Source organism: Pseudorhodoferax aquiterrae (assembly GCF_014652235.1).
GTDB lineage: Bacteria > Pseudomonadota > Gammaproteobacteria > Burkholderiales > Burkholderiaceae_C > Pseudorhodoferax > Pseudorhodoferax aquiterrae.
This window is the reverse complement of the sequence record NZ_BMYK01000004.1, coordinates 333,968-351,768: the sequence shown is the minus strand read 5'-3', so window position 1 is coordinate 351,768 and position 17,801 is coordinate 333,968. Positions and strand designations below refer to the sequence as shown.

Genomic DNA, 17,801 nt, shown 5'->3' with positions numbered 1-17,801 from the left:
GCGAAGTCGATGAAGGCGCGCAGCGCCGCCGGCAGGTAGCGCTGGCGCGCGTAGTAGAGGTAGGGCGGCCCCACGCCGGGGGAATAGGCCTGCAGCACGGACACCAGTGTGCCGCTGGCCAGTTCGTGCGCCACGTAGCGTGCGTGCAGGAAGGCCAGGCCCGCGCCGGCCAGCGCCGCCGTGGCGGCGATCTGCGCATCGTTCACGACGAGTTTGCCCGTGGGCGCATGCTGGCCGACCGCGCGCTTGCGGAACTGCCAGGGCTGCAGGCCGCCGCCCGGAAAGCGCCGCACGATGCAATCGTGCTCCACCAGTTCGCGCGGGCTGCGCGGTGCCGGCTTGCGGCGCAGGTAGGCCGGCGACGCGACCACCGCGAAGTCCTGCGGCGGACCGATGCACACCGCCACCATGTCCTGCGGCAGGTCGTCGCCGAAGCGCACACCCGCGTCGTACCCCTGCTTGACGATGTCCTGGAAGGCGGCGTCGGCGCTGATCTCGACACTGACGTCGGGGTGCTCGCGCATGAAGGCGGCCACGAGTTCGGCCAGGCGGAACTGCGCCACCGGCGCCGGCGCGTTGATGCGCAGGCTGCCCAGGGGCGAGCCGCGGTGCAGGTTGAGCTTCTCCACGGCATCGGCGATCAGGCGCAGGCCGGGCTCCAGGCTGGCCAGCAGCTCGGCGCCCGCTGCCGTCACGGCCACGCTGCGGGTGGTCCGCCGCAGCAGCAGCACGCCCAGCTGGTCTTCCAGCTTGCGGATGGACTGGCTCACCATGGAGGTGGAGACCTTGCGCTCCACCGCCGTGCGGCGAAAGCTGCCATGCCGGGCGACCGCGGCGAAGAGTTCGAGCTCAGGAAGTGGCGAGCGCATTGTTCATTCCTGCTTCACAACGCATGCACAATTATCCAGCTAGCGCGCCCAACGCCGCTTCCATAGCATTGGCCGGATTCTCGAACGCCAAGGAAGCGCCATGCCGACAAGCCCATCCGTCCTGCACCTCCTGGCCGTCCCGCTGGCGGCCTTCGTCCTCGCCGGCGCGCCGCTCGCCCGGGCGCAGCAGGCCGCGCCCGCGTGGTCCACCGCGGCCCCCGCAGGCGTCGCGCGGCAGGAGCTGTACCCCGAAGTGCTGGACGGCCGCATCTACGTGGCCGGCGGCCTGCTGAGCCCCAACACGGGCTACTCCGCGCACTTCGAGTCCTACGACCCGGCGACCGACCGCTGGACCCGCCGGGCCACCTTGCCGCAGGCGCGCCACCACGTCGCGCTGGCCGCCCAGGGCAGCCAGCTCTACGCGGTCGGCGGCTTCAGCGGCGGCTTCCCGAACTGGCAGGCGCAGGCCGAGGTCTACCTCTACGACCCGGCCACCGACCGCTGGCGCAGCAGTGTGCCGCTGCCGCAGCCGCGCGCCGAAGGCGTCGTCGCGGTGGCGCAGGGCCGGCTCTACGCCATCGGCGGGCGCATGCGGGCCAGCCCGTCTGCGAGCCACTTCAACGACCATGCCGACACCGCGCGCGTGGAGGTGTTCGATCCGCAGACCGCACGCTGGTCGCGGCTGGCGGACGCGCCGACCGCGCGCAACAGCGCGGCCTCGGCCGTCATCGGCGGCAGGATCTACGTGGTGGGCGGCCGCCAGGCGCTGCCGCAGGCCGATGGCAGCCTGCGCCAGGTCAACCTCGCCACGCTGGAGGTGTTCGACCCGTCGACGGCCACCTGGCAAACGCGCGCGCCCATGCCGCAGGCGCAGGGCGGCCTGGCCGCGGCGGCGCACGGCGGCAAGCTCTATGTCTTCGGCGGCGAGCAGTGGACGCCCGAGCACAAGGTCTTCGCCGACAGCTGGGTCTACGACCCGCTCGCCGACCGCTGGACCGCGCTGCCGCCCCTGCCCACGCCGCGCCACGGCCTGGGCGCGGCCACCGTGGGCGAGCGCATCCATGTGTTCGGCGGCGGCCTGCAGGTCGGCGGCAACAGCGCCACCGACCGGCACGAGGTGCTGGTGCTGGGTCCGCGCTGAGGCCATCCCCCGGGCGCGGGCCGCGGCCTGCCGGCCAAGCACCACGCCGCGCATATGCACATGCGCGTTCCTTCGTTCTCTTGCGCGCGCGCCGCGGCGACAGTGCCGTCTCCAACACTTCGCACCGCGCGCCATGACGCCTTTCCTCCGCCGCCGCCGCACCCTGCTGGCCGGCACCGCCGCCGCCCTGCTGGCCCTGTCCGCCTCTGCCATCGCCCAGGACAAGCAACGCCTGAAAGTCGGCATCTCGGTCGGCAATGCCGAGCAGATCTTCGAGGTCGTCAAGAAGGTCGCGGCACGCGACGGCCTGCAGCTGGACGTGGTGGTGTTCAACGACTACCAGCTGCCCAACGCCGCGCTGGCCGCCGGCGACCTGGACGCCAACGCCTTCCAGCACCGGCCCTTCCTGGACAACCAGAACAAAGCGCGCGGCTTCGACATCGTGCCCGTGGGCCTCACGGTCACCGCGCCGCTGGGCTTTTACTCGCGCAAGATCAAGTCGCTGGACGCGCTGCCCGAGGGCGCCTCGGTCGGCATCCAGAACGATCCGTCCAACGGCAACCGCGCGCTGCTGCTGTTGCAGCAGGCCGGTCTGGTGACGCTCAAGCCCGAGGCCGTGAAGAACAACAACGCCACGCCGCTGGACGTGCTGGCCAACCCGAAGAAGCTCAAGCTCGTGCCGCTGGACGCGGCGCAGCTGCCGCGCTCGCTCGACGACCTCGTGATCGCCTCGATCAACAACGACTACGCCGAGAAGGCCGGCCTCTCGCTGGCGCGCGACGCCGTCATCAAGGAGTCGCCCCAGAGCCCCTACGCCAACCTGATCGCGGTGCGCCGCGCCGACCAGGACAAGCCCTGGGCCAAGCGCCTGGTGGCGGCCTACCAGTCGCCCGAGGTCAGGCAGTTCATCGAGACCAGGTTCAACGGCGCCCTGGTGCCCGCCTTCTGAGGACATGGCCATGCAAGACCCGCAACACAAACGCGCCAGCCTGCGCCGCCTCGGCACCCTGGCGGTGTTCCTCACGGCCGCCCGCTACGGCAGCGCCCAGGCCCAGACGCCGACCCTGCGCGTGGGCGTGCGCGGCGGCACGGACGTGGAGATCTGGGAGGTCGTGACCCAGGTGGCCAAGAAGAACGGCCTGATCGTCAAACCCGTGGTGGTGAGCGGCGCGGCCAGCCCCAACGAGGCGCTCAACAACGGCGACCTGGAGGCCAATTCCTTCCAGCACGTGCCCTTCCTGCGCGACCAGGTGCAGCAGCGCGGCTACAAGCTCGTGGCCGTGGGCGATACCTACATCTCGCCCATCGCCTTCTACTCGAAGAAGCACAAGCGCTTTGCCGACCTGCCCGAGAACGCGCGCCTGGGCATCCCGAACGACCCCAGCAACCAGACCCGTGCGCTCGTGGTGCTGCGCGACCAGGGCGTGCTGACGCTGCGCGACGGCTTCGACCCCGCCAAGGGCACGGCCACGCTGGCCGACATCACGGGCTACAGGAAGAAGGTGCAGCTGGTCGAGGCCGCCTCCGTGGTGCTGGCGCGCTCGCTCGAAGACCTGGACGCCTCGGCCATCGTCAACACCTTCGCCTACCAGGCCGGCCTGATCGCCACGCGCGACGGCCTGGCGGTGGAAAAGCGCGAGAACAACCCCTACGTCAACATCATCGTGGTGCGCGAACAGGACCGCGGCGCGGCCTGGGTCGCACCGCTGGTCAAGTCCTACCAGTCGCCCGAGGTGCGTGCCTTCATCAAAAGCAAGTACCAGGGCTCGGTGGTGCCGGCGTTCTAGATCCATGAGCGGCCCCCCGCCCGCCGTGGACCTCACCACGCCCCACATCGTCTTCGAGCAGGTGCACAAGCGATTCGCCGGCCCGCACGGCGACGTGCAGGCGCTCGAGGCGCTGAGCTTCTCGGTGCTGCGCGGCGAGGTGTTCGGCATCATCGGCCGCAGCGGCGCGGGCAAGTCCACGCTGCTGCGCGCCATCAACGCGCTGGAGGCACCCAGCGGCGGCCGCGTGACCGTGGACGGGATCGACGTCGGCCAGCTGGACGAGGACGCCCTGGTGGCGCTGCGCCGGCGCATCGGCATGATCTTCCAGCACTTCAACCTGCTGGCCGCCAAGACCGTGCGCGAGAACGTGGCGCTGCCGCTGCGCGTGGCTGGCTGGCGGCCGGCCGCCATCCATGCGCGCGTGGAGGAACTGCTGGCCCTGGTGGGCCTGGCCGACAAGGCCGACGTCTACCCGGCCAAGCTGTCCGGCGGCCAGAAGCAGCGCGTGGGCATCGCACGCGCCCTCGTCCACGGGCCGGAGGTGCTGTTGTGCGACGAGGCCACCTCGGCGCTGGACCCCGAGACCACGCAGTCCATCCTCGCGCTGCTGCGCCAGATCAACCAGAGCCTGGGCCTCACCGTGGTGCTGATCACGCACGACATGGCCGTGATCCGCGCCATCTGCGACCGCGTGCTGGTGCTGGATGCCGGCCAGCGCCAGGAGATCGGCGAGGTCTGGCGCGTGTTCGGCGATCCGCAGGCCGAGGCCACGCGCGCGCTGCTGCGCCCGCTGCAGCAGGACCTGCCGGCCGACCTCGCGCAGGCGCTGGTGCCCTCGCTGGACGGCAGGCCCGGCCGCGCCATCTACAGCGCCGGCTTCGCCGGCCGCACCCCGGCCCAGGGCCTTCCGCTGGCGGCGCTGGCCGCGCTGGGCCCCGGCGCCGAGCTCCTGCACGGCGGCCTGGACCGCATCCGCGGCCATGCCCACGGCCGGCTGCTGCTGTCGCTGCCGGCCGATGCCGCCCCTTCCGAAGACCGCTTGCGCCAGATCCTGGGCGCCGACCACCTCGCCCTGCTCGGCCATGTCCCTGCCACCGCTTGAACGCTACCTGCAGGCCCTGCTGGAGACCCTGGCCATGGTCGGCGTCTCGGCCGTCATCGCCATCGGCGCGGGCCTGCTGCTGGCCATCGTGCTCAACGTGACGGGGCCGCGCGGCGTCTATGCGCGGCCACGGCTGCACAAGGGGCTGTCGATCGCGGTCAACATCTGCCGCGCCATCCCGTTCATCATCCTGCTGGTGGCGCTGCTGCCCGTCACGCGGGCCATCGTCGGCACCACGCTCGGGACCTGGGCGGCGGTCGTGCCACTGGCGGCCAACCTGATCCCGTTCTATGCACGCATCGCACAGGTCAGCCTCAACGAGGTGGACGGCGGCCTGATCGAGGCCGCGCGGGCCATGGGCTGCAAGCGCTGGCACATCGTGCGCCACGTGCTGCTGCCCGAGGCCCTGCCCGGCATCATCGGCGGCATGACGGTCAGCGTGATCGCCATGGTCAATGCCTCGGCCATGGCCGGCGCCGTGGGCGCCGGCGGCCTGGGCGACCTGGCCATCCGCTACGGCTACGAGCGCTACGAGACGCGCGTGATGTTCGAGGTCATCGTGATCCTGGTCGCGCTGGTCTCGGTGCTGCAGTTCGCGGGCGAGCGGCTGGCGCGGCGCGTGGACCACCGTGCGTGAGCTCCGGCCCGCCGCCCTTTCATCGAACGCTGCGTTGCCGCACACTGCCCCCTTTCAACCACCACCAGGAGAACCACCATGTCCAACCATGTCTACAAGACGCTGGAGCTCACGGGCTCGTCGCCCCAGGGCATCGAAGATGCCGTGCAGACGGCCATCGCCAAGGCCCACGAGACCGTGCGCAATATCCAGTGGTTCCAGGTGACCGAGACGCGCGGCCATGTGGTCGACGGCAAGGTGGCCCACTGGCAGGTGGGCCTGAAGATCGGCTTCACGCTGGAGTGAGAACGTGTGAACGAACCGCTCACACCCACGCGAGGCCCTCGATGAGCACCCGTTTCCATCATGATCGTTGCGCTCGGGGCCTCGCCCTTCGGGCCGGGGCGCGCCAGGCCGCATGCGGGCGTTGCGGTCCTTGCCCGGGCACGAGCCCGGGCTGCGGCCTGCGCCTACGCCTGCGGCCCGCCGCACCCCGTCGTGGGCGCGATCGGTTCATTCACACGTTCTGAGGCCCGGCGGCGTCAGGCCATCTGCTGCGCTTCGCGCTGCAGCGGCGCCAGCAGCTGCATGGCCAGCGCCAGCTGCGGCTGGGTCGATGCGCCCGGCACCAGTGCGGGCAGGGCCACCGGGGCGGCCTGCGGCTGGCGGAGTTGCTCGGCCAGCGCGGTCAGCTGCGCACCGAGCGCGGCCGCATCGCGGCGCAGCGCCCCATCCTGCCCCTCGCCCGCCAGCGTGCCGCGGTGCGCGCCCAGGGCCGACAGGTAGTTGAGCAGCGTGTGCGACAGCACGAGGAAGCGGCCGCAGGCCTCGAACAGGCGCCGCGCGTGGGCCGGTTCCTTGAGCATGGCCGCATAGGCATTGGACAGCGCCGCATCGGCGCTGTGGGCGCTGCGCCGGACGATGCGGTAGGCCAGGTGGTCCTGCTTGCCGGCGCCGGCCTGGGCCACGATCTCCTGCAGGTAGGCGGCCTGGCTGCGCAGCGCCCGCTCGGCCAGCTGCGGCCATTGGCGCGCCTGCCAGTTCGGCAGCACCAGCCAGGCCGCCAGCCAGGCCAGCGCGCCGCCGACCACCGTGTCCAGCATGCGCGTGGGGATCACGCCGTCGCCCATGCCGGCCTGGTGGAAGCTGAGCAGCAGCAGCACCGTGACCGAGGCCGTGGCCCGCGTGTAATGGGTGTGGCGACTGCCCAGGAACACGCCGCCGGCCACCACCAGCAGGGCCGACTGCAGCACCGTGCCGGGGAACAGGCGGATCGCCGCCCAGCCCAGACACAGGCCCAGCGCCGTGCCGCCGGCCCGTTGCAGCATGCGCCGGCGCGTGTCGGCATAGCCCGGCTGGCTCACGAAGACGATGGTCAGCAGCACCCAGTAGGCATGCGGGTCGCGCGTCGTCGCCACGATGGCGCTGCCGAGCAGCAGCGTCAGCGCCAGCCGCAACCCGTGCCGCAGCAGCGGTGACTGTCCATGCAGCTGGGCACGCACGCGCTGCCAGGCGGCGCGCAGGTCGCGCGGCGCGCTGTCGTGCAGCGCATCGCGGGGCGCGCCCTGCAGCGGCTGCTCCAGCGCGGGCAGCACGCCGGCCATCGCGCCGAGGTTGCGGCCCAGCTGCTGCACGGCGCCCAGCGCCCGCTGCGCCGCGGGCTGCTGCGCAAGCGGGCCGGCCAGCAGGTGCGCGATGGCGGCCTGCATGTCCTCGATGGCGCGCGTGGTGCTGCCGGTGTGGACCGGGCTGCCACGGGCGGCGATGGCCTCGGCGAACTTGAGCAGCTGGGCGCCCAGCTGGGTCAGCACGCGCTGGCAGCGGTACAGCGCGTCCGAATGGAACAGGGTCTCGGCCAGCAGGCCGTAGTCCTCGTGCGAGGAGTTCACGCGCTCGTGGATGTCCTGGGCCGCGAAGTACTGGCGCATCGCCAGCTGCAGCCAGCGCGGGCGCGGCCTGTCCCCTGCGGGCAAACGGCTGAGCAGGCTTTCCTTGGTGGCGTCCAGCGCCAGCACCACCCGGCCGTTGTGCAGGGCCAGCGCCATGCGGCGTCCGGCCAGGTCGATGTCGCGCACGGGCTCCAGCAGCTGGGCCTTCAGGCGCAGCTGCTCGCCGAGCAGCGCATACAGGCGCGACATGCGGTGGCGCAACGTCGCGCGCGGCAGCAGCGCCGCCCACAGCACCGAGACCACGCCGTACCAGGTCGCGCCCAGCAGCAGCAACGCCAGGGCCCGGTCGCTGCGGCCCTGGTGCGCCAGCATGGCGATGTAGATGGCGAACACCAGCGCCGCCAGCGCCACCGCGCGGTAACGTTCGCCGAGCGCACCGACCAGCGTCAGCACGAGCGCCGCCGCGGCCACCACCCCGGCCTGCAGCAGCGGCAGCGGCTGGCTGGCCTGCACCGCCAGGCCGACCACCGCGAACGCCGCCAGCGTCAGCCCCTGCGCGCGCAGCCGGCCGCGCCAGCCGTCGTCGGACTCGGCCAGGGCGCTGGCGATCACCCCGAGCATGGCCGGCATGAAGTTGTGCTCCCAGCCGGCCCACCAGCCCAGCAGCAGCACGCACAGCAGGGCCACGAAGGCGCGCACGCCCCGCGCCACGCCCTCGTGGTTGCGCGTGCGGCTCCAGGTGACGCGCCAGTCCAGGCCCGGCGCGCTCATCGGCCCGCCCCGCGCGCGTGGACCGGGATGCAGGCCCAGGCACCGGCCTGGCAAGGAGTCGATGGCATGCGAAGGGGCGGGGAAAAGCCGCAGAGCTTATCGCGAAGCGCTGCGGCCCCGGCCAGCCGGTCGCGCGCGGATCAGGGCGGGTGACCGGCCTGCTCCAGCGCCGCGGCCAGCTTGTCGATCTCCTCGCAGCCGGGGGGACCGCAAAGGATGCGCAGGTAGCCCAGGTTGCGCCGCGCCCCGGCGATGTCGCCGGTGGCGATGAACAGTTCGCCCTGGTACTGCAGCGCGGGCCGGTAGGCGCCGTCGAAGAACAGCGCCTCCTGGTAGCTGCGGGCGGCCTCGTCGTAGCGGCGCAGCTGGCGCTGGCTGTAGCCCAGCAGGTTGTAGATCTCAGCATGCTGGACCGCGCGTGCGCGCGCCTGCAGCCGCGCGATGGCCTGTTCGTACTCGCCCGCATAGACCAGCGCCTTCTCGGCCGCCAGGTCGGGCAGGTCGCCGCTGGGTGCGGCCGCCACCGCGTGGGCGGGGGCGGCCTGCGCCAGCGCGGCCAGCAGCGCCAGGGCCGCCAGTGCCTTCATGCCGCCACGCGCTCGGACACGCGCTGGTACTCGCCCATGGCCGAGAGGATCTCGCGCTTGTCGTGGGCAAAGCGCGCGCCGGCGCGGTCGCGCGGGCGCGGCAGGTCCACATCCAGCTCGCGCACGATGCGGCCCGGGCCGGCGTTCATGACGATGACCTTGTCGGACAGGAACAGCGCCTCGTCCACGTCGTGCGTGACCAGGATCATGGTCACGCCCTCCACGCGCCAGATGCGCTGGATCTCTTCCTGCAGCCGGATGCGCGTGAGCGCGTCCAGCGCGCCGAGCGGCTCGTCCAGCAGCAGGATCTCGGGCTTGTTGACGAGTGCCCGCGCGATCGCCGCGCGCTGCGCCATGCCGCCCGAGAGCTGGTGCGGGTAGGCCTTCTCGAAGCCCGACAGGCCCACCAGCGCGATGTGCTCGCGTACCGACTGGGCCTTGCGCTCGGACGGCCAGGGCGAGTTCAGCAGCGACAGGCCCACGTTCTGCTCCAGCGTGAGCCAGGGCAGCAGCCGGTGGTCCTGGAACACGATGCCGCGCGACAGGCTGGCGCCCGCGATGCGTTCGCCGTGCACGAGGATGTCGCCCGTGTAGTCGCGGTCGAGCCCGGCGATCAGGCGCAGCAGCGTGGACTTGCCGCAGCCGCTGGGGCCGACGATGGAGACGAAGGCGCCCGGCGCCACGTCGAAGCCCGCGTGCTGCAGCACCTCCAGCCGCGGCCGCCCCTCGACCTGGTAGCTCTTGGAGACGTCGCGGATCTGCAGTTGCCCCTTGCTCATGTCCCTGTCCCCTCGAAGCCCTGCTTCCAGCGCAGCACGCGCCGCTGCAGCGCGTACATGCTGCGGTCGATCGCGAAGCCGATCAGGCCGATCACCACCATGCAGACCAGCAGCTGGTCCGTCATGAGCAGGCTTTGCGCGCGGAAGATCAGGAAACCCAGACCCTCCAGCCCGCTCAGGCCCTCGGCCACGACCACCAGCGCCCAGGCCAGGCCCGCGGCGTAGCGCAACGCGACCATGATGCTGGGCGTGGCCGCCGGCAGGATCACCTTGCGTACCAGCTGGCCGCGCGTGAGCGTGAGCACCTGGGCCAGTTCCACGTAGCTCTTGTCCACACTGCGGATGCCCTGCAGCGTGTTCAGGAACACGGGGAAGAACACCGACTTGGCGATCACGAGGATCTTGGCCGGCGCGCCAAGGCCCAGCCACAGCACGATCAGCGGAAACCAGGCGATGCCCGGGATGTGGCGGATGGTGTCGAAGGTCGGGCCGAAGAAGCGCTCGACCTTCTGCGACAGCCCGGCCGCGATGCCCAGCCCCACGCCCAGCAGGCTGCCGTACAGGAAGGCCTGGCCCACGATGTTGAGGCTGACCAGGAAGTCCAGCAGCAGGTTCTGCCCGGTCAGCATGGTCCAGAAGGCCCGGACCACCGCGATGGGTTCGGGCAGGAAGACCTTGTCGACCCACTGCAGCGCCACCGCGGTCTGCCACCAGGCCAGCACCAGCAGCGGCAGCATGAAGCCGATCCAGCCGCCGTTGCCGAGCGCGCGGCGCAGCCTTCCCGCCCGAGAGGGCCGCGCAGGCGGCGCCTGCACGGCGCCGATCACCTCAGCAGCCGCGCTCATCGGTAGATCGTGTGCGAGCCGCCCACGAAGAAGCGGCCGTCGATGAAGGCATCGACCTGGGCGTCGGTCAGCTTGCGCTCGGACAGGATGTCGTCGCCGTTGGCGATGTACCAGTCGCGGAAGGTCTTGATGGCCTGGCGCGCCTTGTCGGCATTGGGCTCGCCGGCCATGAAGTCCCACTGGCCCAGGTGCGTGATCTGGAACTTGGCGACTTCCAGCGGCACGCGCGTTTCCTTGGCGATGATCTTGGCGGCCTCGTCCACGTTGTCGGTGGCCCACTCGGAGGTGCGCTCGCGCGCGGCCAGGAAGGCCTTGACCACGTCGGGGTGCTTCTCGGCGAACTCGCGCCGCGCGAAGTAGGTCACGCGGCCGCCGTTCTGCACGTAGACGCCGTCGTCGGGCGAGCGGCCCACCACCTTGAGCTTGCCGGCCAGCCAGGCGCCCGTGAACGCGCCGGCCGCCAGGTGGGCCGAGGTGGCGTCGATGGCGCCGGACAGGATGCCCGAGACCACGACCGAGCCGTTGTCGATGGACTCGTAGCGCACGCGGCCCTTCTTCTCGCGCGCATCCAGCGGCAGGCCGGCCTTGGTCAGCGTCTCGAACGGCGAGGACCAGTAGCAGCTGATGCGGCTGCTGCCGAACTTCTTGCCGTCCAGGTCGGCCACGGTGTTGATCTTGTCGTTGTCGGCGCGCGCGAGGATGGGCGCGCGGTAACGGTTGGAGGGCTCGGAGACCCAGACCACCACGCCGTCCAGGCCGTTGGCGCGGTGCACCGTGGCCGGGTAGATCATGCGCTGCGCGATGGCCAGCTTGCCGCCGCCCACGGCGGCGCTTTCGGCGCCGATCAGCTCGGCCGTGCTGGTGGCGATCAGGTTGATCTTCCTGGTGCCGCTCTTGTCGAACTCCTGCTTGAAGAAGCCCTTCTCGCGCGCCACCACGGTCCAGGGCGAGAGCTGCAGGTTGATCTCGGGCAGCACTTCGGCGGTGGCGGCGCCAGCGCCCAGGGCCAGGCCCAGCGCGATGGCCAAGGCGTGCAGCGGACGCCGCAGGCCGCGGCGCAGGGAGGTGGAGGAAGCGTCGTTCATGCGTGTTCCGTGGTAGTGAGGAAAGGGCCCAAGCCACCGGACCGGCGGTCCGGCGTGCGGCCCGCATTCTTGGAAGCGCGCAGGTCGCTTGTGAACCGCGCATTTCGCATATGCATCTGCACATTGCGCAGTTGGTGGGCACCGCGTCCGGTGCTGCAATCGCCGCCGTGCAAGCCCTCCCCCGCTTCTTCCCGCGCGCACCCGTGTGGCTGCTCGCGCTCGTCGGTGCCGCCGCCGCGACCGCGGCCGCCTGGGCGTTGGTGCCACCCGAGGCGCCGCCCCGCTGGGAGCGGTTGCGCATCGGCGTGCTGCCCAGCGCCATGCCGCTGCAGAGCGCCACGCGCGCCTACACCGAGGAAGGCCACGAACTCGCGCTGGCCCGCGCGCTCGGCGAACACCTGGGGGCGGCGCCGCAGTTCGTGGCGCTCGCGCCCGAGGCCTTCGCCGGCGCGCTCGCGCGTGGCCAGGTCGACGCCATCCTCGTGCGCGGGCCGGTGCACTATGCGGCCCGCGCCGGCCTGCAGGTGCTGCCCACCGGCTACCGCTCCGGCACGGCCGCCGCCATGCGCTCGGACCAGCCGCTGCGCCGCTGGGAAGCCCTGCGCGGCAAGACCGTCTGCGTCTCGCGCGCCAACCTGGGCGCGCAGGCGCTGGCGCAGCGCGCGGGCGCCCGGCTGCAGCTGTTCGATGCGCCGGCCCAGGCCCTGGTGCAGGTGCGCACCGGCGCCTGCGATGCCGCCCTGCACGACGAGGCCCAGCTGCAGGCCCTGTTCCAGCGCAGGGAGTGGCACAAGTTCTCGGCCACGCTGCCGGCCGCGGAGCCGGCCGAGCTGCTGCTGCTGGCCGCCACGGCGCGGCCGCAGGCGCTCCAGGCCCTGCAGCAGGCCGTGGCGGCCGAGCGCCGCGCGCCGGCCTGGCACGAGCGCAACACCCGCTGGGCCGCGAACGTGGCCTACGAGGCCTACTTCGACCAGATCGGGCCGGATTGCCATTGAGGGCCGGCCTGTGGTGCGCAGCGGTCCTGCTGGCGCTGCGGTGCGGCCCGTCGTCCAGCGCGGTGGACGCGGCGCTGCTGGACGCCTACCGCGGCCCGGCGTCCGGCTGGCCGGCCGCGCAGGTCGATGCCGGCGTCGCGTTCGTCGAACTGGGCCCGCTGCCGCAGGCCCCACGGCCCACGCGGGCGCAACGCGCCCAGGCCGCGCTGGGCCGCGCGCTGTTCGCCGACCCGCGGCTGTCGGCCTCGGGCCGCATCGCCTGCGCCAGCTGCCACGACCCGGCCCGCGGCTGGAGCGTCGATGCGCCCGTGGCCCTGGGTGTGGACGGCCGCCACGGCCGGCGCAACCCGCCCAACCTGCGCCAGCTGGCGGCGTATGGGCAGTGGGCCTGGGACGGCCGCGCCCGCACGCTGGCCGCGCAATCTCTGGCGCCGTTGACCGATCCCGACGAGATGGGCAATGCCTCGGTGCAGGCCGTGCTGGCACGCCTGCAGGAAGCGCCCGGCCCCGCGGCCGCGCTCACGCCCGCGACGCTGGGCGAGGCGCTGGCCGCCCACGTGCGGCAGGCCGCCGTGGACAACGACAAGGCCGCACCCACGCGCTACGAGCGCTTCCTGCGCGGCGAGCGCAGCCTGCTCACGCCGCAGGAGCTGCAGGGCCTGCATCTGTTCCGCACCCGCGCGCGCTGCGTGAACTGCCACCACGGCCCCTGGCTCAGCGACGGCCTGTTCCACAACCTGCGGCTGTCGGCCTTCGGCGAGCCGGCCGAGGACCGCGGCCGCCAGGCGGTGAGCGGTCGGCCCGAGGACACGGGCGCCTTCCGCACGCCCAGCCTGCGCCGCGTGGCCGAGTCGCCACCCTACATGCACAACGGCCTGTTCGCATCGCTGCAGGGCGTGCTGCACCTGTACATGCGCGGCGGCGGCGAGGTCTGGGCGCGCAACGCGACCGAGGCCGCGCAGCCGCTGTACCCGCACGCGGCGCGGCTGTCGCCACGGGTCCGGCCGCTGGACCTCAGCGAAGAGGAACAGGCGGCGCTGCTGGCCTTCCTGCGTGCGCTCTGAACTGCGGGCCGCCTGCCAGCGCGCCCGCCACACCGGTGGGCAGGCGCTGCTGCGCGGGTCGCGTCAATCGTCCGCCAGCAGCTCGAGCAGGATGTCGAGCTCGCGAAAGCGCAGCAACGGCATCCGGACCGAAGCGCCGGACGCGAAGGCCTGGCGCATCTGCGTGGCGAGGGTTTCGAGGTCTGTCATGGCATCTCCTTCGTGGGGATGGCCACCGGTGCTGACGGGCAGGGCCGTGGCCGTGCTGCGAGATTGCGCCGGCGCGTTCAGCGTCGGCGTAGGTCGCCACCCAGCGCCATGGCCATCCAACGGACGCCCCGCAGGCCGGCGCCCGCGACGGCGCGCGTGGTTCCCCGCCGACAGACAGGGCGCTGCGCGCCGGCGAGACTGGTGCCCGCCGGGCGCGATTAACCCAGGTTAATGCAGCGCTCCGCGTTCTGCCCAAAGATGGGAGCGAACCGCCATGCTGACCCGAAACGTGCTCCGCAACCGCACCGAAGACCTCACCGAGGAGGAACGTTCGGTGCTGGAAAGCGCCGTCGAGCGCACACAGACCTTCGCCGCCGGCCAGACCGTGGTGCACCAGCAGCGCGCCGTGGACACCAGCACGGTGCTCGTGCAGGGCCTCATGACGCGCCATGTGCACACCGACGACGGCCGCCGCCACCTGGTGGCCGTGCAGGTGCCCGGCGACTTCGTCGACCTGCACGCCTACGTGCTCAAGCAACTGGACCACGACCTGGGTGCGCTGACCGACGTGCGGGTGGCGCTGGTGCCGCATGCCGCGCTGGACGCCATCCAGGCCCGCCATCCGCAGCTGGCCAAGCGCCTGTGGTTCCTGACGCTGCTCGATGCCGCCATGCACCGGCAGTGGGTGATGCGCCTGGCCAGCCTCAGTGCACTGCAGCGCGTGGCGCATTTCCTGTGCGAGATGAATGCCAAGCTGCTGGCCATCGGCGAGTCGGACGGCGAGCGCTTCGCGCTGCCGATGACGCAGACCGATATCGGCGAAGTCTGCGGCCTCACGAACGTCCACGTCAGCCGCGTGCTGCGCCAGTTGCGGGAGATGGGGCTGTGCAGCTGGCGCGCGGCGCAGGTGGTGGTCCATGACCCGGTGCGGCTCGCCGCTACAGGCCTGTTCACGCCGGACTATCTGTATCTGAACCGTGCCACGGCGCTGCGCGTGGCCGGGCACACGGGAGAAGCCCATGGCCGATGAACGCCGCTTCCTCAAACCCTGCGAAGATGCCGGCCAGGCCTGCGCCGAGGATGGCGTGGTGATCCTGGACGGCCCCGATGGCGTAGCCATCACGATGACCGCCGAGGCTGCGGAGCAGACCGCCGACAGCCTGCGCGCTGCAGCGCGGCAGGCACGCGAGGAAGCCGCCGCCCGACAGCGGAACGGCCTGCGCGATTGAAGCGTCGGGCCTGGGCCCTCGGCGCCGTCTTCTGTCTGGCCCAGGCCGCGACCACGCCGTGGCTGACGGTCGCCGGCGATCCCGACGACCCGCGCGCCGACACCATCCAGGTGAACCCCTTGTTCGTCATGAAGGACGGCCCGCAGCGCGTGATGGAGGTGCGCGTCAGCCGCAGCATGGAGCGCACCGCGGTGGACGGCATCCGGTTCCGCTCCTTCCACGCCCTGGTCGCCTTCGACTGCGAGGCGCGCGTCGCACGCTTCGTCAACAGCCAGTTCTACAACGCGCCGCTGTGGCGCGATCCCGGCGCCCGCATGGACTACCCCGCGTCACGCGGGCGGACCGTGGAGTTCCCCGGCTTCGCGCCGAATCCGCGCGACCGCGTGGTGCAGGCCGCCTGCAGCCATTGAGCGACGGACCTGCAACAAATCTGGCACAAATTAACCCACGTTAATGCGCATCACAGGTTCCTGGCCGACCATCGCGGCGCCCAGACTTGTCATGCTGACCCAGAACGTTTTACGCAACCGCACTGCCGAAGTCACGGAGTCAGAACGTGCCGTTCTCGAAAAGGCCATCTCCCACACCCGCAGCTACACGGCTGGGCAGGTCGTCGTGCGCCAGGACGCCGCCGTCGGCACCAGCACGCTGCTGGTGGAAGGCCTGATGACGCGGCACGTGGATGCCAGCGATGGCCGGCGCCACCTGGTCTCCATCCATGTGCCGGGCGACTTCGTCGACCTGCATGCCTATGCGCTCAAGCAGTTGGACCATGCCGTGGGCGCGCTCACCGACAGCACGGTGGCCGTGTTCCCGCACGAGGCGCTGCGCCGCATCGAGAAGCAGCACCCGCGCCTCACGCGCCGGTTGTGGTTCTCCACCCTGCTCGATGCGGCCACGCACCGCCAATGGGTGGTGCGGCTGGCCAACCTCAACGCGCTGCAGCGCGTCGCCCATTTCCTGTGCGAGATGAACGCGCGCCTCCTGGCCATCGGCCGCTCCGACGGCCAGCGCTTCGAGCTGGCCATGACGCAGGCCGACATCGGCGATGTCTGCGGCCTCACCAACGTGCATGTGAACCGCGTGGTGCGCCAGCTGCGCGAGCGCGAACTGTGCAGCATCCGCTTCGCGCAGGTGCACATCCTGAACCCGCAGGGCCTGGCCCATGCCGGGCAGTTCAAGCCCGACTACCTGTACCTGAATCCACCCACGGCGTCGCGGGCGGTCGGCAGCGGCGCCTGCTGAACGGCATGCACAGCCCGCGCACCCGCACGGAACTGTTGCGCTGCCGCGAGACCCTCGCGCAGGCCGAGGTGTCCGACGAGCTGCGCGAGCTGGCCGAGGAGTTGCTGGAACGGTTGCTGGGCATGCACGACGCGCGGCGGCTCAACGGGCCGGTGTTCCTGCTGGCGCTGGACTCGCTGGAACTCGTGCCCGGGTTGCAGGTCTGTGTCGAGGCGCTGCGCGCAGCGGTCCTGCGCGAAGTGGACGCCTGAGCGAGGCAGGCCGGGCGAGCCTGGCCGCGCCCATATGCGCACCGCGTCTTAGCAAGCGCGAAACGCTTCTACCGGCGCGCAGTGCGCGCCGGCACACTGGCCGGTCCACGGCCTTTCGTGCACCGACACCATGACCCACCACCACCGCGCCTGGGGCGCCGCTCCCAGCCCCCGCTACGAGGCCTTGGCCCAGCGCTTCCGTCCCGTGTTCCAGCGCATCCGCGACGGCGCGGTGGAGCGCGACCTGCAGCACCGGCTGCCGCACGAGGAATTGCACTGGCTGCGCGCCGAAGGCTTCGCCCGGCTGCGTTTGCCCGTCGAACAAGGCGGCACGGGCGCGACGCTGACCGAGTTCTTCGGCCTGCTGGTGGAACTCGGCGCGGCCGACACCAACGTGGTCAACGCGCTGCGTGCGCACTTCGGCTTCACCGAGGACGTGCTGAACTCCGCGTTCGCCGACTTCCGCGCGCACTGGCTCGCGAAGATCGCCGAGGGCCAGACCATCGGTTCGGGCTTTTCCGAGTCCGGTGACGCCAAGGTCGGCAGCTTCTCCACCCGGCTCACGCGCGACGCGCAGGGCCAGCTGCGCCTGTCGGGCCGCAAGTTCTACACCACGGGCTCGCTGTTCGCCGACTGGATCAACACCGCCGCCGACGACGAGGACGGCCAGCCGGTGCTGGTGCTGGTGCCGCGCAAGGCCTGCGGCGTGCAGGTCGACGACGACTGGGACGGCTTCGGCCAGGCCCTCACGGCCAGCGGCACGGCGCACTTCGACCAGGTCGCCATCGAGCCGGCCTGGGTCAACCCGGCCCGGGCGCGCTTCGCCTACTCCTCGCCCTACTACCAGCTCGTGCACCTGGCCTCGCTGGCCGGCATCGCGCGGGCGCTGTCCGAGGACCTGGCCCAGCGCGTGCGCGAACGCACGCGCACCTACAGCCACGCCAACGCCGGGCGCAGCGCACAGGACCCGCAGGTGCTGCAGGTCGTGGGCCGCGTGCATGGCGCGGCCTACGCGGCCAACGCCATCGTGCAGCAGGCCGCGCGCGCGCTGGAGCAGGCCTGGCAATCCTCGCAAGTGCGCACGCTGGACGCAGCCGCGCGCGAGCAGGCCAACGTGCTGGCCCACGTGGAGGTCGACCAGGCCGTGCCCGTGGTCACGCAGCTGGTGCTGGACGCCAGCACCGAGCTGTTCGATGCGCTGGGCGCCTCGGCCGCGCTGCGTCCGGCCGGGCTGGACCGCTACTGGCGCAACGCACGCACCATCTCCTCGCACAACCCGCGCGTGTACCGCGAGCGCCAGGCCGGCGACTACGCCGTCAACGGCACCCCCCCGCCGACCTATTACCGCGTCGGCACGGCCTGATTCCCTCCCCTG

Annotated in this window: 21 protein-coding genes; 14 read left to right on the top strand and 7 right to left on the bottom strand. The window is 71.9% G+C overall.

Translation table 11 applies throughout. From position 1 onward, the window contains the following. A partial coding sequence (locus IE209_RS09605) for a LysR family transcriptional regulator (RefSeq protein WP_229882773.1) occupies window positions 1-869 on the bottom strand: 869 nt, incomplete at its 3' end. Between the two features lie 100 nt (window positions 870-969). Here IE209_RS09605 and IE209_RS09600 point away from each other — a divergent pair. From IE209_RS09600 to IE209_RS09575, 6 genes are all read left to right on the top strand, one after another. After that, window positions 970-2,010, top strand: coding sequence for a Kelch repeat-containing protein (locus IE209_RS09600; protein WP_189686717.1), 1,041 nt, complete (start codon window positions 970-972; stop codon window positions 2,008-2,010). Window positions 2,011-2,143: 133 nt separating this feature from the next. Beyond that, entirely contained in the window at window positions 2,144-2,959 is an 816-nt protein-coding gene (locus IE209_RS09595) for a MetQ/NlpA family ABC transporter substrate-binding protein (RefSeq protein WP_189686716.1), read from the top strand. 10 nt (window positions 2,960-2,969) lie between these two features. Next, window positions 2,970-3,797 carry a MetQ/NlpA family ABC transporter substrate-binding protein gene (locus tag IE209_RS09590; protein ID WP_189686715.1) on the top strand — a complete coding sequence of 276 codons (828 nt, stop codon included), beginning with the start codon at window positions 2,970-2,972 and terminating at the stop codon, window positions 3,795-3,797. A gap of 4 nt (window positions 3,798-3,801) precedes the next feature. Next, window positions 3,802-4,881, top strand: a complete 1,080-nt coding sequence (locus IE209_RS09585) for a methionine ABC transporter ATP-binding protein (RefSeq protein ID WP_189686714.1) — start codon at window positions 3,802-3,804, stop codon at window positions 4,879-4,881. Next, complete coding sequence (locus tag IE209_RS09580) at window positions 4,862-5,518, top strand: methionine ABC transporter permease (protein ID WP_189686713.1); 657 nt, start codon at window positions 4,862-4,864, stop codon at window positions 5,516-5,518. Before IE209_RS09585 ends, IE209_RS09580 begins: the two co-directional genes overlap by 20 nt. A gap of 78 nt (window positions 5,519-5,596) precedes the next feature. Continuing rightward, window positions 5,597-5,803 (top strand): dodecin, encoded by a 207-nt coding sequence (locus IE209_RS09575; protein ID WP_189686712.1) that lies wholly within the window; start codon window positions 5,597-5,599, stop codon window positions 5,801-5,803. Between the two features lie 236 nt (window positions 5,804-6,039). Here IE209_RS09575 and yccS read toward each other — a convergent pair whose 3' ends face one another. The 5 genes from yccS to IE209_RS09550 all read right to left on the bottom strand — a co-directional run bounded on the left by yccS (window position 6,040) and on the right by IE209_RS09550 (window position 11,453). Further along, window positions 6,040-8,157 (bottom strand): YccS family putative transporter, encoded by a 2,118-nt coding sequence (gene yccS, locus IE209_RS09570; protein WP_229882772.1) that lies wholly within the window; start codon window positions 8,155-8,157, stop codon window positions 6,040-6,042. Window positions 8,158-8,297: 140 nt separating this feature from the next. Further along, window positions 8,298-8,744, bottom strand: a complete 447-nt coding sequence (locus IE209_RS09565) for a hypothetical protein (RefSeq protein ID WP_189686711.1) — start codon at window positions 8,742-8,744, stop codon at window positions 8,298-8,300. After that, window positions 8,741-9,523, bottom strand: a complete 783-nt coding sequence (locus tag IE209_RS09560; protein WP_189686710.1) for an ABC transporter ATP-binding protein — start codon at window positions 9,521-9,523, stop codon at window positions 8,741-8,743. The genes IE209_RS09565 and IE209_RS09560 overlap by 4 nt, the downstream gene beginning before the upstream one ends. Continuing rightward, window positions 9,520-10,368 carry an ABC transporter permease gene (locus tag IE209_RS09555; RefSeq protein WP_189686709.1) on the bottom strand — a complete coding sequence of 283 codons (849 nt, stop codon included), beginning with the start codon at window positions 10,366-10,368 and terminating at the stop codon, window positions 9,520-9,522. The genes IE209_RS09560 and IE209_RS09555 overlap by 4 nt, the downstream gene beginning before the upstream one ends. Beyond that, a complete protein-coding gene (locus IE209_RS09550; RefSeq protein ID WP_189686708.1) occupies window positions 10,365-11,453 on the bottom strand; it encodes an ABC transporter substrate-binding protein in 1,089 nt (362 codons plus the stop codon). The genes IE209_RS09555 and IE209_RS09550 overlap by 4 nt, the downstream gene beginning before the upstream one ends. A gap of 167 nt (window positions 11,454-11,620) precedes the next feature. Between IE209_RS09550 and IE209_RS09545 the strand changes: the two genes are divergently transcribed. Together IE209_RS09545 and IE209_RS09540 are read left to right on the top strand one after the other, a co-directional pair. Continuing rightward, the gene (locus IE209_RS09545) at window positions 11,621-12,448 is read left to right on the top strand and encodes a transporter substrate-binding domain-containing protein (RefSeq protein ID WP_189686707.1); all 828 of its coding nucleotides are present in this window, start codon (window positions 11,621-11,623) and stop codon (window positions 12,446-12,448) included. After that, window positions 12,445-13,512 carry a cytochrome-c peroxidase gene (locus tag IE209_RS09540; RefSeq protein ID WP_229882771.1) on the top strand — a complete coding sequence of 356 codons (1,068 nt, stop codon included), beginning with the start codon at window positions 12,445-12,447 and terminating at the stop codon, window positions 13,510-13,512. The genes IE209_RS09545 and IE209_RS09540 overlap by 4 nt, the downstream gene beginning before the upstream one ends. Window positions 13,513-13,575: 63 nt before the next feature. Here IE209_RS09540 and IE209_RS34185 read toward each other — a convergent pair whose 3' ends face one another. Beyond that, window positions 13,576-13,701 (bottom strand): hypothetical protein, encoded by a 126-nt coding sequence (locus IE209_RS34185; RefSeq protein WP_268245957.1) that lies wholly within the window; start codon window positions 13,699-13,701, stop codon window positions 13,576-13,578. Window positions 13,702-13,975: 274 nt separating this feature from the next. Here IE209_RS34185 and IE209_RS09535 point away from each other — a divergent pair, with 274 nt between their 5' ends. The 6 genes from IE209_RS09535 (at window position 13,976) to IE209_RS09510 (ending at window position 17,789) form a co-directional block, all read left to right on the top strand. Next, on the top strand, window positions 13,976-14,731 hold the full coding sequence (locus IE209_RS09535) for a Crp/Fnr family transcriptional regulator (protein WP_189686705.1): 756 nt from the start codon (window positions 13,976-13,978) through the stop codon (window positions 14,729-14,731). Then, window positions 14,721-14,930, top strand: coding sequence for a hypothetical protein (locus IE209_RS09530; protein WP_189686704.1), 210 nt, complete (start codon window positions 14,721-14,723; stop codon window positions 14,928-14,930). Before IE209_RS09535 ends, IE209_RS09530 begins: the two co-directional genes overlap by 11 nt. Further along, entirely contained in the window at window positions 14,927-15,340 is a 414-nt protein-coding gene (locus IE209_RS09525) for a hypothetical protein (protein WP_189686703.1), read from the top strand. Before IE209_RS09530 ends, IE209_RS09525 begins: the two co-directional genes overlap by 4 nt. A gap of 91 nt (window positions 15,341-15,431) precedes the next feature. Beyond that, entirely contained in the window at window positions 15,432-16,175 is a 744-nt protein-coding gene (locus tag IE209_RS09520) for a Crp/Fnr family transcriptional regulator (protein WP_189686702.1), read from the top strand. A 5-nt stretch (window positions 16,176-16,180) separates the two neighbouring features. Further along, a complete protein-coding gene (locus tag IE209_RS09515; RefSeq protein ID WP_189686701.1) occupies window positions 16,181-16,426 on the top strand; it encodes a hypothetical protein in 246 nt (81 codons plus the stop codon). A 130-nt stretch (window positions 16,427-16,556) separates the two neighbouring features. Further along, window positions 16,557-17,789, top strand: a complete 1,233-nt coding sequence (locus IE209_RS09510; RefSeq protein ID WP_189686700.1) for an acyl-CoA dehydrogenase family protein — start codon at window positions 16,557-16,559, stop codon at window positions 17,787-17,789. Window positions 17,790-17,801 lie beyond the last annotated feature (12 nt).